The sequence below is a fragment of the Xanthomarina sp. F1114 genome, from assembly GCF_026410255.1.
GTDB lineage: Bacteria > Bacteroidota > Bacteroidia > Flavobacteriales > Flavobacteriaceae > Xanthomarina.
The window spans coordinates 179,411-192,176 of record NZ_JAPMLL010000004.1 but is presented as its reverse complement, the minus strand read 5'-3'; the positions used below and the strand labels follow the sequence as shown (position 1 = coordinate 192,176).

15 protein-coding genes are annotated in these 12,766 nt (G+C 30.4%); 7 read left to right on the top strand and 8 right to left on the bottom strand.

Annotation, left to right across the window (positions count from 1 at the left end):
• Positions 1-155: 155 nt before the first annotated feature.
• Both OS188_RS04785 and OS188_RS04780 read left to right on the top strand, forming a co-directional pair.
• Positions 156-662, top strand: a complete 507-nt coding sequence (locus OS188_RS04785; protein WP_267147687.1) for a GNAT family N-acetyltransferase — start codon at positions 156-158, stop codon at positions 660-662.
• Positions 663-786: 124 nt separating this feature from the next.
• Entirely contained in the window at positions 787-1,962 is a 1,176-nt protein-coding gene (locus OS188_RS04780; RefSeq protein WP_267147686.1) for an LETM1-related biofilm-associated protein, read from the top strand.
• 3 nt (positions 1,963-1,965) lie between these two features.
• Here the strand turns inward: OS188_RS04780 and OS188_RS04775 are convergent, their stop codons facing one another.
• From OS188_RS04775 to OS188_RS04760, 4 genes are all read right to left on the bottom strand, one after another.
• Positions 1,966-2,730: a LytR/AlgR family response regulator transcription factor gene (locus tag OS188_RS04775; RefSeq protein WP_267147685.1), complete on the bottom strand. Its 765-nt coding sequence runs from the start codon at positions 2,728-2,730 to the stop codon at positions 1,966-1,968.
• A 47-nt stretch (positions 2,731-2,777) separates the two neighbouring features.
• Positions 2,778-3,101: a 2TM domain-containing protein gene (locus OS188_RS04770; protein ID WP_267147684.1), complete on the bottom strand. Its 324-nt coding sequence runs from the start codon at positions 3,099-3,101 to the stop codon at positions 2,778-2,780.
• A complete protein-coding gene (locus OS188_RS04765; protein WP_267147683.1) occupies positions 3,092-4,429 on the bottom strand; it encodes a histidine kinase in 1,338 nt (445 codons plus the stop codon). Before OS188_RS04765 ends, OS188_RS04770 begins: the two co-directional genes overlap by 10 nt.
• A gap of 507 nt (positions 4,430-4,936) precedes the next feature.
• Positions 4,937-5,668 carry an energy transducer TonB gene (locus tag OS188_RS04760; RefSeq protein WP_267147682.1) on the bottom strand — a complete coding sequence of 244 codons (732 nt, stop codon included), beginning with the start codon at positions 5,666-5,668 and terminating at the stop codon, positions 4,937-4,939.
• A 184-nt stretch (positions 5,669-5,852) separates the two neighbouring features.
• Between OS188_RS04760 and OS188_RS04755 the strand changes: the two genes are divergently transcribed.
• Positions 5,853-6,521, top strand: coding sequence for a lysoplasmalogenase (locus OS188_RS04755; protein WP_267147681.1), 669 nt, complete (start codon positions 5,853-5,855; stop codon positions 6,519-6,521).
• 65 nt (positions 6,522-6,586) lie between these two features.
• On the opposite strand, the gene OS188_RS04750 is transcribed toward OS188_RS04755, so the two are convergent.
• A complete protein-coding gene (locus OS188_RS04750; protein ID WP_267147680.1) occupies positions 6,587-7,864 on the bottom strand; it encodes an NAD(P)/FAD-dependent oxidoreductase in 1,278 nt (425 codons plus the stop codon).
• A gap of 128 nt (positions 7,865-7,992) precedes the next feature.
• Here OS188_RS04750 and OS188_RS04745 point away from each other — a divergent pair, with 128 nt between their 5' ends.
• Both OS188_RS04745 and OS188_RS04740 read left to right on the top strand, forming a co-directional pair.
• A complete protein-coding gene (locus OS188_RS04745; protein ID WP_267147679.1) occupies positions 7,993-8,487 on the top strand; it encodes an RNA polymerase sigma factor in 495 nt (164 codons plus the stop codon).
• Positions 8,488-8,491: 4 nt separating this feature from the next.
• Complete coding sequence (locus OS188_RS04740; protein WP_267147678.1) at positions 8,492-9,136, top strand: DUF8845 family protein; 645 nt, start codon at positions 8,492-8,494, stop codon at positions 9,134-9,136.
• A 31-nt stretch (positions 9,137-9,167) separates the two neighbouring features.
• Here the strand turns inward: OS188_RS04740 and OS188_RS04735 are convergent, their stop codons facing one another.
• Together OS188_RS04735 and OS188_RS04730 are read right to left on the bottom strand one after the other, a co-directional pair.
• Positions 9,168-9,983 (bottom strand): lysophospholipid acyltransferase family protein, encoded by an 816-nt coding sequence (locus OS188_RS04735; protein WP_267147677.1) that lies wholly within the window; start codon positions 9,981-9,983, stop codon positions 9,168-9,170.
• Between the two features lie 48 nt (positions 9,984-10,031).
• Positions 10,032-10,673 (bottom strand): NUDIX hydrolase, encoded by a 642-nt coding sequence (locus tag OS188_RS04730; RefSeq protein WP_267147676.1) that lies wholly within the window; start codon positions 10,671-10,673, stop codon positions 10,032-10,034.
• Between the two features lie 72 nt (positions 10,674-10,745).
• Between OS188_RS04730 and OS188_RS04725 the strand changes: the two genes are divergently transcribed.
• Positions 10,746-11,462, top strand: coding sequence for a peptidylprolyl isomerase (locus OS188_RS04725; RefSeq protein ID WP_267147675.1), 717 nt, complete (start codon positions 10,746-10,748; stop codon positions 11,460-11,462).
• A 30-nt stretch (positions 11,463-11,492) separates the two neighbouring features.
• Here OS188_RS04725 and OS188_RS04720 read toward each other — a convergent pair whose 3' ends face one another.
• A complete protein-coding gene (locus OS188_RS04720) occupies positions 11,493-12,104 on the bottom strand; it encodes a trimeric intracellular cation channel family protein (protein WP_267147674.1) in 612 nt (203 codons plus the stop codon).
• Between the two features lie 236 nt (positions 12,105-12,340).
• Between OS188_RS04720 and OS188_RS04715 the strand changes: the two genes are divergently transcribed.
• The gene (locus OS188_RS04715; protein WP_267147673.1) at positions 12,341-12,763 is read left to right on the top strand and encodes a DUF2141 domain-containing protein; all 423 of its coding nucleotides are present in this window, start codon (positions 12,341-12,343) and stop codon (positions 12,761-12,763) included.
• Positions 12,764-12,766: the final 3 nt, after the last annotated feature.

Sequence of the window (12,766 nt, the reverse complement as noted above, 5' to 3'; positions counted from 1 at the left end):
AAATAAAGGATTTAGTTTTGTTGATATTAATGATAAGATATTGAGTATCTTTCTAGAAAGAGATACCGACTGGTACTAACCCAAAACTAACTAGTAAAACCGTCTCTATTATAAGAATTACATCTTGTTATAATAGTAATAAACATTTTATATTAATGAAGATTTTAAAGAGTACACTTGAAGATATAAATGATATTTTTAAGCTTTATGATGATGCCACATCTTATCAAAAAAAGGTAAATAATAAGAGTTGGAGAGGTTTTAGCAGAAGCCTTGTAGAGCAGGAAATAGATGAAAACAGACATTTTAAAATTATAGAAGGCAAGGAATTAGCTTGTACTTTTTTAATTGCATTTAAAAACCCTGTAATATGGGAAGATGCAGGGCATGACAATGCTATTTACCTTCATAGAATAGCAACAAACTCAAATTTTAGAGGTCAGGGATATGTAAAAAAAATAGTGGCTTGGACCATACAATATGCTAAAGAAAAAAATATTGATTTTGTTAGACTTGACACCCATAGCGGAAACGAAAAAATTAATACATATTACAAAAGTTGTGGATTTACTTATAAAGGAATTAAAAGTATTGAGTGGACCTCCGATTTACCAGAACATTATAAAGATGGTCCCTTTAGTCTTTTTGAAATTGCCTTGTAAATAAAGGGTGCTTTCTTTCTAGTTTTAATTTCTTTATTTTGTGTATATTATTTTTTACACCATAATAATATTAGTCCATATTCGATATAAAATTTATCTTTACATCTAAGAAATACTTTTAATCATGAACCCATCAGCTAGTGGCTGGATAAATAAGTTATTAAACGAATTAGAACGGAGTCCTATTTGGATACATACGGACTATAACACATTTTATGATAGTTTAAGAGAAAGTGGTTTTATCTATGGAAGCAATATAAAAGTTGTAAAAGACCATCTTGATTATCCGGGATTGACTGAAGAGGAGATCTGTAAAGTAAATTTCCTACTTGCTTTAAACTTTATTTTTGAAGAAAACAACACTCAAAAGGCTGGTTTTGTTGAAAGTATTATCAATTTTTATATTGAAATAAACGCTTATTCTACTTCTATTTTTTCTGAAATTTTAGGCGAAAAGAAAACGGCTTCCTTATTAGAAAAAATTATACATAAGCGCATTCAAATTGACGATAATCTAATTGATAGAAGTTTCAATTATTTTATTACAAACGCACTACTTTTCACCGATATTTTAGCTTATAAAGCATTTTTACAAACTCAAGAAATTTCGCAAAAACACATTCAACATCTGGAGTCCGCTATTGAAAGTATTGTAAGCGAAGTTTTAAACTCTAAAAATAAAAAGACAGAATACGATAACAGTTTAATAAGGCTAGTAGAACAGTCTATAAGATATAAATCTCATAAAACTCTTACTTACCAAGAAGCATTAGAATTTATTAATACCGATTTAGAAAAATATTATATAATGGATATTGCCAGTATGGCAACCTGGGGTGATTTAAATATTGACACGAGCGAAAAATCACTTCTTATAAAATTGGGTAATAAACTTAATTTAGAACAAGAACGCATTGACAATTCCATCCAGTTTATTGAAACTTTTTATAATAATAACAAGGAAAAAATTGCTCTATTAAGTTCCCAAAACATTGTAAAAACCTTTTACTCCAATTCGAGTAAAATGGTAAGTAAGCTTATTTCCAGAAATAGCAAACGTTTACAAAAAGAACTTTTTGAAAGTAAGGAATTGATGGTATTATTATCTAAATCGACCGTTAGGGATTTAAGCGACGAAGAACAGAAAAAAGTCCAAAGTCAGTTATTAGATATTTTTAAATCTATACCAAGTCTAGCTATTTTCATGCTACCCGGTGGCGCTTTATTATTGCCTTTGGTAATTAAGTTTATACCAAAGCTCTTGCCTTCATCTTTTGATGACAATAGAATTGAGGAATAATTTTTATTCCAACCAGTTTTTAAAATCCTTTACTCGCTCTCTAGCTACAATTACATCTTGTTCTTTGTAAGATTGTAATTTTATTTGCAATCGCGAATTGGTATAACTTATCATATCTCTAATGGCATTAATATTTACGTAAAATGCTCTATTAACTCTAAAAAACACTTCTGGTTGCAACTCTTCTTCTAATTGTTCTAAAGTTGAATCTACTAAATAACTTCTTCCTTCAGTTGTATATAGATAAGTGCCTTTATTTTCGCTATAAATACATTCTATTTCCTCGATAGAAATAAGTTTTAAATGTTGCCCTATTTTAATAGAAAAACGTTTTTTATATTCTTTTTCTTCTCTTTCAATGGGGTTTACTAAGAGTTTTTTAATGTCGTCAAAATTTAAAGTTATTGGCTGTTTTGTTTTTAGATTTGAATTGAATTTTTTCAGAGCTTGTTCCATTTCATCTGCGTCAATGGGTTTTAGCAAATAATCTACACTGTTTAGTTTAAATGCTTGCAGCGCATATTCATCGTAAGCTGTTGTAAAAATAATAGCTGATTTAACATCAATTAAATCGAAAATTTCAAAAGACAAACCATCACTCAGTTGAATATCTAAGAAAATTAAATCTGGATGTTCATTTTCCTGAAACCAACTAACAGATTCTTCTACAGAATGCAACATGGTTTCGGTTTGAATACCAATCTTATCCAACATACGTTGCAATCTTCTTGCAGATGGTTTTTCGTCTTCAATTATTATAACTTTCATATAAATACAAGGTTGGTTGGCTGTTTTAGAATTTACTTAAGTCAAATTTATTCCCAATGTTTTTTCTCATCGTTCATCAATTTTCTGATTTTTCGTTCTTCCCAGTTTTTACCTAGAATAAAGTCTGGCAAAAACACACTGAAACCATGAATTGCTAAGCCAATTCCCCAGAAAAATAAGGTATAGAAATTTTTATATTGAAAATAACTTTCCCCTGGTTCTAAATTTTGAACATTTATAACAACAAGCATTAGATTTATTACAACATATACCAAGAGGTGGGAGTAAAATCCTTTTATTTTTTTTACTCGTTGTCTAGCACGATCAAGGCGTTCTTGTTCTGAATAATTTCGTTCCATAATTATTTCCATTTGTTTTGTTTAAACTCTTCTTCTTTATCTAGAATCTCTTGAATTTTTCTCTGTTCCCATGATTTACCATATCCAAAAACAGCAAAACCATGAAATACTAATCCCATTCCCCAACCTAACATAGGAAACCAAAACCATTGAAAACTCCAAGAAGTTTGATAATTTAAGAATGCTAAAAAGGGAATTACTAGCATGTATGAAATTAAATTACCATAAAACCCTTTGATTTCTTCTACTTGTTTTTTTGCTCTGTAATAAGCATCTTCTCTACTATGTGATGTTCTTGTTTCCATGATTGTAATTTGTTTAGTAAGCATTGGGATTGCAACTGCAAACCTATCTGCTTGTTGATTGATAATAACTTTTCTTTTACTCAATAATTGATAGCGTTGTTTAATATTACTTAAACCTACCCCGCTACTCTTTTTAACTATTTGTTTGGGCTGTAAATTATTTTCGACAATTAAACACCCATCAGCTTCGTAAATTTTTATGTGTAAAGGCTTTTTTTCCGTTACTATATTGTGTTTAACAGCATTTTCTAATAGCAACTGCAAAGACAAAGGCACTACTTTACTTTCTGGATTTGACGCCTGCTCTGGAATAGAGAAAACAATACTATCTTCGAAACGCATTTTTAATAAAGACATATAAGTTTTGGCAAATTTCAACTCCTCGTCTATAGACACTAAATCCTTATTTTTTTGCTCTAAAACATATCTATATATTTTTGAAAGGGATGTTGTAAATTCCTGAGCTTTTTCCGGATTCTCTTCTATTAAACTTGTTAAAACATTTAAGCTATTAAATAGAAAATGCGGATCTAGTTGATTTTTCAATGCATCAAACTTGGCCGTTTGTGTTTGAGCAACTATTTGCGACTCCTTTACCTTCTTTTCTTGATTCTTTTTAAAAAAATAAACCGCATGAAACGTAATTACAATAGATAAAGTAATCCATAATCCAAAGGTGTAATTTCTATAGGTTTCACTTTCTATAAAGTACTGAAAGGTTTTATCATTATAAATCATGGCTGTTGCCATTCTTAAAAAAAACAAACCAATTAAAGTAAGAACAATAGAACCCAATATCCCAATTACAATACGTTTTGCACTGTCTTTTTCTTTCCAAGGATACTTTTCCAGATAATTAAAAAAGTACATATTAGAGTAACCTAAAACAAACGCGTATAATTGATAAAAAACAAAATTGATAAGAAATTCGTTTACAGATTTAAATTCGAAACCTGAATAAAGTGCACTACCAATTATAAAAACCAAACAGCCAATGCCAAAGGTTATAAAAATATTTTTAGTGTTTTTACTCATGTTTTTTAAATGCATTCTTTAAAAACTTCGTCAGCGTTTTCTTCTCTTCCAATTAGATCAAACTACCTTTTGGGTTTTAAAGTTAGCAAAAAGTTCTAAGGCTCTTTTGCTAATCTTTAAAAATGACTATAAATCCTGACCAAAATAACAAACACAATTATTTCTATTCAACTTTATTTAAAATACTTTAGTATTAATTTAATGCTTTAATAGTAGTTGTATTCATGATAAAGTATTTTAAATATGGCATTCATATTGTTTTTGTTAAGACAAATATCTATCAAACAACACTGTTTTAAAAAAGAGTCTTTCTGAACTGTCAAATTTTATTTCTGAATTGTAATTAGGAGAGTTAATTACTAATAAAGAAGATTACTATGCGTAATTAAAAATAGAAACACACAAACTGTATTTTGTTGATTTTTACACTTCATATTAATTTTAAACAAAAAAACACTTTCATTTTTAGATGAAAGTGCTTAGGTAAGTCAGGATTTAATAAAATTTTTAATTCTGAATTTGAAAGTTAATTGGAATGCTATAAGGCACTGTTACCGGATTCCCTCGTTGCATTCCTGGTTTCATCTTCGGTAACAATCCAATAATACGCTCCGCTTCCTCTTCTAGCATTTTATCTGGACCACGCGATCTTATTCCAGTGATATTTCCATCTTTATCAACAACAAACAGAACTATAACTCTTCCAAAAATTCCCAGGTCTAGGGCTGTAGAAGGATATTTAAAATTTTTAGTAATATGTTCGTTCATTTTTTTACTAAAGCAATCTTTTAATTCTTCATTTGTGGTTCCTGTACAACCAGGAAAAACAGGGACTTTTTCAACCACAGAAAAAGGGACTGAAATTTCTTCTTCCACTTCTTCTACCTGAACATCTTCAACCTGAATGATAGGTTCCTCGATTTTTTCCTCCTGACTGGTTTCCGTACTTTCCAATACTGTTTCTTCAATATCTTTCGTATCCTCAACAATCGTAATTGTTTCTGGTGTTGCAAGAACTGGCGGTGGTGGCGGTGGTGGTGGCATGTTCAAATCGGTAATTGGAATATCTTCCTCAAACTCTTCAACTATTTGAACATTTTCTAGAGCAATATCTGTAGTTTCATAGCTTTTATGCTCAATACCCAAGTAGGTAAAAAGCAACATGACATTTAAACCTAAGGCAAAATAGAGACTACTATTTCTACCAACTTCCACACTTGGATTTTTTTTTGGTTCCATGACAATAAGATTTAGTATCTTAAAGTTAAAACACTTACTGTCAAATAACTATGATATTAATCAGTTTTAAACCATACGATTATTCTATTAATTATCCGTTCTATTCTGATGAATAGAACTAAAATCAACAAAATTGTAATAAGTCTATTACGAATTGAATATATTTGATTTTAACCTTATAGCCATGTTAACAAAAAGCGAAAAATCATTTTCATTTTTATTCGTCATTCTTCTTGCACTAGAAATTGCAACTTCGAGTTTTGAAAGTCTTTCTGATTTAAATTATTTAGCTAAACCTGCTTTACTAATTTCATTAATATTCTATTTTAGAAAACAAAGTTCGCATTTGGATAAGAAAATGAGGCTTATGATTTTTTTAGCTTTAATTTTCTCATTAATAGGAGATATTTTACTCATGTTTGTAAGTCTATCTGCCAACTATTTTATAGGAGGTTTAGTCGCTTTTTTAACAGCTCATATTTTCTACGTTCTAATTTTTCTAAAGCAGAGAAACCCTTCTAAAAATGGTTTGTTTTTTATAGGTCTAATGTTAGCCTACGGAGCCATTCTATTCTACTTTTTAAAAGATGGTTTAGGAGACATGTTAATTCCAGTGATTGTATATATGCTAGTTATTTTAAGTATGGCAACAACCGCATTTTTAAGAGAAGGGAAGGTTGTAAAAAACAATTATATTTTAGTGTTTACGGGAGCTATTTTATTTATGATTTCCGATAGTATTCTTGCTTTAAATAAATTTTACCAACCTTTGCCATTTACAAATTTTAGTATTATGTTTACGTATGCTTTCGCACAGCTTTTTATTGTTTTTGGACTCTTAAAACAACGATAGATTATATTTATAACAAGCGGCTTTCTCTCTTGTAATCAAAATTTTAAATACAAAGCCTTAAACTATTAGTTTAACTTTGTAAACGGTCTAATAATTAACCTGGCAGCTTTGTCAAAATTAATATAATTATAAGTCCAATTGAACAAAACTATAATTCTATTTCTAAAACCGACTAAAGACATGAGATGTACAAACATCCAAATAAACCATGCAAAAAAACCAGAGAACTTATAGGCTTTTAAATCTACTACAGCTTTATTTCTTCCAATAGTTGCCATAGAACCTTTGTCTTTATATTCAAACTTTTTTAAGGGTTTTCCTTCTATTAACTTTATCAAATTAATACCTAATAATTTACCTTGTTGAATAGCAGGTTGAGCAACTTGAGGATGTCCTTTTGGATAGTTTTCAGTCTCCATTAAGGCAATGTCTCCAAGAGCAAAAATATTGGTATATCCCTCCACTTGATTGTACTTATTTACGCGATATCTATTCACTTTTTTTTCCAATGCATTTTCAGATAATCCCATGATTGGATTTCCGGTAACTCCTGCTGCCCAAATCAGAGTTTCGGATTCTAAAATCAAGTCAGTATTTGTAGAAACTACCAAGCCATTATAATCTTTAACAAAGGTATTGCAATGAATAGCAACCCCTAATTTTTTCAAAAATTCAAAGGCTTTTTTTGAAGCATGCTCACTCATGGGTGGCAAAAGTTTAGGTCCGCCTTCTAACAAATGAATTTGCATATCGCGAGCATTCAAATCGTGATAGTCTTTTGGAAGAATATTGTTTTTTAACTCTGCAATAGCTCCTGCCAGTTCTACTCCTGTTGGCCCCCCACCAACAATAACAAAATTTAAAAAAGCTTCTCGTTCTTCTAATGATTTAGCAATAGTTGCTTTTTCAAAATTCTGAAGAATTAGACTTCTTATATTTAGGGCTTGCGGTACGGTTTTCATTGGCATACTTTGGCTTTCAATTCCTTTATTACCAAAATAATTAGTCTTTGTACCTGTTGCAATTACCAAATAATCAAAAGATAACGAACCTATATCCGTAACAACCTGGTTGTTTTTAGCATCTATGCTTGAAACTTTTGCTAAACGAAAAAAGATATTATCATGTTTTTTTATAATCTTCCTTAACGGATAAGCAATCGAATCTGGTTCTAAACCTGAAGATGATACTTGATATAGTAAAGGTTGAAACGTATGATAATTACGTTTGTCTAAAAGTACGACTTGCACCTTCTTTTTAGCAAATTTCTTTACCAAACTTACACCTGCAAAACCTCCTCCAATAATAACAATACGTGGATTTGTAGACTTTGGAATATTCATAAAGTTGTAGAAAAAATCTAAAACAAAGATACAATAAACAAGCCTTAATGACTATTTTTAAATAATCTTTCACTTAATTGTAACTAAATGAAACAAACAACTACTTATAGAGTAACTAAACCATCAGTTTGAAAAAAGAGTTAGAACATAGCTTTGTTGAAAAATTAGAGAAGAATCAAAATATTGTGCATAAGGTTTGTAGAATTTATACAAATAACCAAGAAGCCCACAACGATTTATTCCAAGAAATTACCATACAACTTTGGAAAGCTTATCCTAAATTTAGAGGAGACTCGAAGTTTAGCACGTGGATGTATCGCGTAGGGCTAAATACGGCCATTACACTTTACAGAAAACGTAAACGCTCGATTACTACTGAAGATTTTAGTGCATTTCAATACAAAATAAAATCTGAACCATACGACGATACAGAAGAAGAACAACTAAAGCTTCTATATAAAGCCGTACATCAGTTAAACGATATTGAAAAAGCACTTGTCTTTCTTTATTTGGAAGACAAAAACTATAAAGAAATAAGTGAAACACTTGGTATAACTGAAGTTAATGCAAGGGTAAAAATGAATAGAGTGAAAACAAAGTTAAGAACCATTTTAAATCCGTAACCCTATGGATGAATTAGAATTATTAAAAAGAGACTGGAAGAAAGATGAAGATACTAAATATCCACAACTTTCTTACAAAGAGATTTATAACATGATTTTGAAGAAATCTTCTTCCATAGTCAAATGGATTTTTATAATCAGTCTTTTAGAATTTATTTTTTGGTTGTTTATATCGTTTGCATTAAAAGATGCTGATTTCAATAAACGTTTTGAAACCTATCATGCGGATAAAATAATGACTCCATTTATAGTTTTAGGCTACCTTATTTTGGTTTATTTTTTCTATAGATTTTATAAAAATTACAAAACAATTTCTGCCACAGATAATGCTAAAATATTAATGGAAAACATTCTAAAAACTAGACGTACGGTAAAACAGTATGTTGGCTTTAACTTAATATATTTAGCCATATCTACTTTTATTGTGTTGGGTATCCAGTTTAACAGAGATAAAGAAATGATTTCTCTTTTGGACAAAGCATCTGCAAACGGGGAAGCATTAAAATTCTATGCTCTAATTATTTTAATAACCGCTGTAGCTCTAGCAATATTTATTGCCTTTATTTTAGGTTTTTACTACCTAATTTATGGAATTTTATTAAAACGCTTAAACAAGAACTACAGAGAACTAAGAAGGTTGGAGGTTTAATAAGCAATTTAAAAAAAGATGGTTATTAAGATTAATAATCATCTTCTAGTCGCCATTTTCTCTGTTTATTTAGCTCTTCTTTCTCTTCTAATACTTCTCTAGGAATTACTTTTAAGAAAGAAGGATGCTGTTCTATAGCATACTCTATTTTCTCTACAATATCCGCAATACTTTCATTTTCGTAATCAATTTCTAAAGGTTCTTTAACTTCAAAAGATTGCAAGATATTTTTCTTTTTAACACGCAAACCTTTTTTATCAAAAGAGCGTCTAAACCCATCAATTACAATAGGTACAACAATAGGTTTATACTGTTTTATTATATGGGCCGTTCCTTTTCTAATAGGCTTAAAAGGAGTTGTGGTTCCTTGAGGAAAAGTAATTACCCAACCATCTTCTAAGGCCATTTTAATATTTGAAATATCACTCATTTTAACCTGTCTATTCACATCTTCGCCTTTAGCTCTCCAAGTACGCTCAATACTTATAGATCCGGCATATGCCAATATTTTAGGTAGCAAACCAGATTTCATGGTCTCTTTTGCCGCTACATAATAGATGTTAAGTTTGGGGTTCCATAAATACCCAATGTTTTTTATATTGTCTTCACGGTTGCTTAAACTAGCATTAAATACATGGAACATGGCAACCACATCGGCAAAGTACGTTTGATGATTGGATATAAAAAGAACATTCTTATCAGGTAAACCTTTAATAATTTCAGAGCCTTCAATTTGAAGTTCATTAAACCCTCTAAAGCGTCTATGGGATAAAGAACCGATAATTCTAATCACCCATTTTTTTATAAAAAGTATATGTCCGAAAGGGTTTCTTTTAAACAATCCCATAAAATTAGTTTCATTGTTAGCAATTACAAAGGTAATAAAACAGAACTTTTACAAGACTTGTTTTAACAAGTCTTTTATTTCACTCAGCATCATGGCTGTAGCCCCCCAGACCACATGACCATTTAATTGAAATGCAGGAACCACAACATCCATATTATAAGATGTTGAAACTGTTTTAGTAACAACGTTAGCGTCGTTAATGAATTCGGTTAAAGTAATTTCCAAAATGTCTTCCACTTCATCTTCTTGTTTTACAAAATGTGGCGTCTGTTTTGAAATACCAATAAAGGGTTGTACAAAATAGTTACTAGGCGGAATGTAAACTTGTGTCAATTCTCTTAAAACCTCTATATTTTGTGTTGGTACACCAACTTCTTCAAAAGTTTCTCTTACAGCAGCTGCTTTTATGGAACTATCTGACAGTTCTAATTTTCCTCCTGGAAAACCAACTTGCGCCGAATGTACCCCTTTATAAGTTTTTCTTAAAATTAGAACCAAATAAGTTTCTTGGATATTATTAGGATAAAACAAGGCCATAACCCCAGCCTTCTTAGCCTTTTTAATCAAATGTTTTTGTTTCTCTTGTAAGGCTTCCCTAAAAGGAGGAGACATTTTTAACTGAGAAGGCTCGGCTGGAAGTGGGATATTTTCTATTTTTGAAATTAGCTTACAAAACTTATCAAATTCCATGGTTATTATTTATATATAGACCTTAAGCAAATATTAATAAACCTGATGTTTTAAAACCATTCAAATTTATTTATGAAATATATTTTTCTCGTGCTATTTAGTGTTATTTTATTGAATTGTGAAGATAAGCAATCTAATAAAGATAAGAATGCCACTTTAAAAGAAACCTCTAAAAAAATAAAAAAAGACAGTATTTTAAAAGATAAAGCAACAGTAGAAGTTAAAACTCAAGATACCATAACTCTTACAGACGAAAATGCCATGGAGTTCTTTCTTCAATATGAAAAAGAAAATCCTGAAAACAAAGTGCGAATAACAACTAGTTTTGGAACTATCGATATACTCCTGTTTAATGAGACCAAATTTCATAGAGCCAATTTTATTTACTTAACAAAAAAAGGTTATTTTGATGGAACGCAATTTTATAGAGTGATAGATAATTTTATTGTCCAAGGAGGAAACTCCGATAATCCTGAGGTTTCAAAAAAGCGAAATAATATTGGAAGGTACCTTTTGCCCACAGATACCAAAAGAGGTTTTAAGCATGATAGAGGCGTTATAAGTATGCCAAGTAGCGATATTGAAAATCCTTACAAATTGGCTTCACCATTTGAGTTTTTTATTGTTCAACAAGAAGGTGGTGCCCATCATTTAGATGGAGATTACACCATTTTTGGGAAAGTAATTCGTGGCATGGAAGTAATAGATAAGATTGCAAAACAAGAAACAGATGACGCAGACTGGCCTCTAAGCAATATCTATATAGAGAAGGTAGAAATACTTGATTAGTTTTTTAATGAAGCAGTTTAATTTAAACTTCTAGTCTAATTCGTTTTTATATAAACTTGGTAAGCTAATTTTAAAACGAACGGCTAAAAGTCTTATTATAATAACTATTAGTCCTGCCAAAACAAAAGCAAGATCAACTTCTATAGGAAGTTTCTTAAATAAAAAATATGAAAATCCACCAACAATACAAGCAGTTGCATAGATTTCTTTTCTAAAAATAACAGGGATCTCATTACACAAGATATCTCGAATAACTCCACCAAAACAGGCAGACATAGTACCCAATGAAATACAAATAATGGGGTTTAACCCAACGGAAACACCTTTTTCTATACCTACCACAGTGTATAAACCAATACCAATAGTATCGAATAACAATAAAGATTTCCTTAAATAATCAATCTTATTTCTAAGTACAACGGCAAAAATAGTTGCACCTAAAATAACATAAGTATAAGTCATGTTTTTCATCCAACTCACCGGAGTGTCACCAATTAGAACGTCGCGTAAAGTTCCTCCACCTACAGCAGTAACAAAAGCAATAATCAAGATACCAAAAGGGTCCATACGCTTACTTAAAGCTACTAAAACACCAGAAATGGCAAAGGCTACCGTTCCTAAAATATCTAAGCTATAAAACATTTATAATTATTTTTTTAATTATTATCTGGACGAATAGTTTAATCCACGATTGTATTTAATAGGGCAAAATAAAGGTAATTGTAAACCAATTAAAAGGTTTATGTTAGAAATCTGAAAGCGAATTAATTTTTAAGCTACAATTCAGAGGTATTAAACTACAGTTCAGCATATTTACTTAGATTACAGCTGGCATTTTATGCAACTTTGGACAGTATTAATCAACTAAAACAAAACACATGAAAACTTTAGCACTATTTTTTTCAATAATTCTTACTACAACCTTTGTTCAAGCTCAAGACAGCTTAGAAACTCACAGTATTACTATAAAGATTGATAATGCCGTAAATGACAATGGGAGCATGCTAATTGGCTTACATACTGAAAACACTTTTATGAAAGGCAAAGGTCCTGACAATAAAAAAAGTAAAATTGTGGATGGAAAAGTACAGGTAACTTTTGAAAATATAACACCAGGAACTTATGCTGTTATGGTGTTTCATGATGAGAATGATAACGGAAAGATGGATTTTGATATTAATGGAATGCCATTAGAATCTTATGGCATGTCTAATAACCCGATGCTTTATGGACCACCTAGATTTACTGATGCCAAATTTAATCTAGAAAATAAAGATTTAGAATTAGATGTTAGATTATAAAAC

Coding starts and splice junctions, on each gene's coding strand:
- OS188_RS04785 (WP_267147687.1), top strand. CDS start 156: ATGAAGATTTTAAAGAGTACACTTGAAGATATAAATGATATTTTTAAG.
- OS188_RS04780 (WP_267147686.1), top strand. CDS start 787: ATGAACCCATCAGCTAGTGGCTGGATAAATAAGTTATTAAACGAATTA.
- OS188_RS04775 (WP_267147685.1), bottom strand. CDS start 2,730: ATGAAAGTTATAATAATTGAAGACGAAAAACCATCTGCAAGAAGATTG.
- OS188_RS04770 (WP_267147684.1), bottom strand. CDS start 3,101: ATGGAAATAATTATGGAACGAAATTATTCAGAACAAGAACGCCTTGAT.
- OS188_RS04765 (WP_267147683.1), bottom strand. CDS start 4,429: ATGAGTAAAAACACTAAAAATATTTTTATAACCTTTGGCATTGGCTGT.
- OS188_RS04760 (WP_267147682.1), bottom strand. CDS start 5,668: ATGGAACCAAAAAAAAATCCAAGTGTGGAAGTTGGTAGAAATAGTAGT.
- OS188_RS04755 (WP_267147681.1), top strand. CDS start 5,853: ATGTTAACAAAAAGCGAAAAATCATTTTCATTTTTATTCGTCATTCTT.
- OS188_RS04750 (WP_267147680.1), bottom strand. CDS start 7,864: ATGAATATTCCAAAGTCTACAAATCCACGTATTGTTATTATTGGAGGA.
- OS188_RS04740 (WP_267147678.1), top strand. CDS start 8,492: ATGGATGAATTAGAATTATTAAAAAGAGACTGGAAGAAAGATGAAGAT.
- OS188_RS04735 (WP_267147677.1), bottom strand. CDS start 9,983: ATGGGATTGTTTAAAAGAAACCCTTTCGGACATATACTTTTTATAAAA.
- OS188_RS04730 (WP_267147676.1), bottom strand. CDS start 10,673: ATGGAATTTGATAAGTTTTGTAAGCTAATTTCAAAAATAGAAAATATC.
- OS188_RS04725 (WP_267147675.1), top strand. CDS start 10,746: ATGAAATATATTTTTCTCGTGCTATTTAGTGTTATTTTATTGAATTGT.
- OS188_RS04720 (WP_267147674.1), bottom strand. CDS start 12,104: ATGTTTTATAGCTTAGATATTTTAGGAACGGTAGCCTTTGCCATTTCT.
- OS188_RS04715 (WP_267147673.1), top strand. CDS start 12,341: ATGAAAACTTTAGCACTATTTTTTTCAATAATTCTTACTACAACCTTT.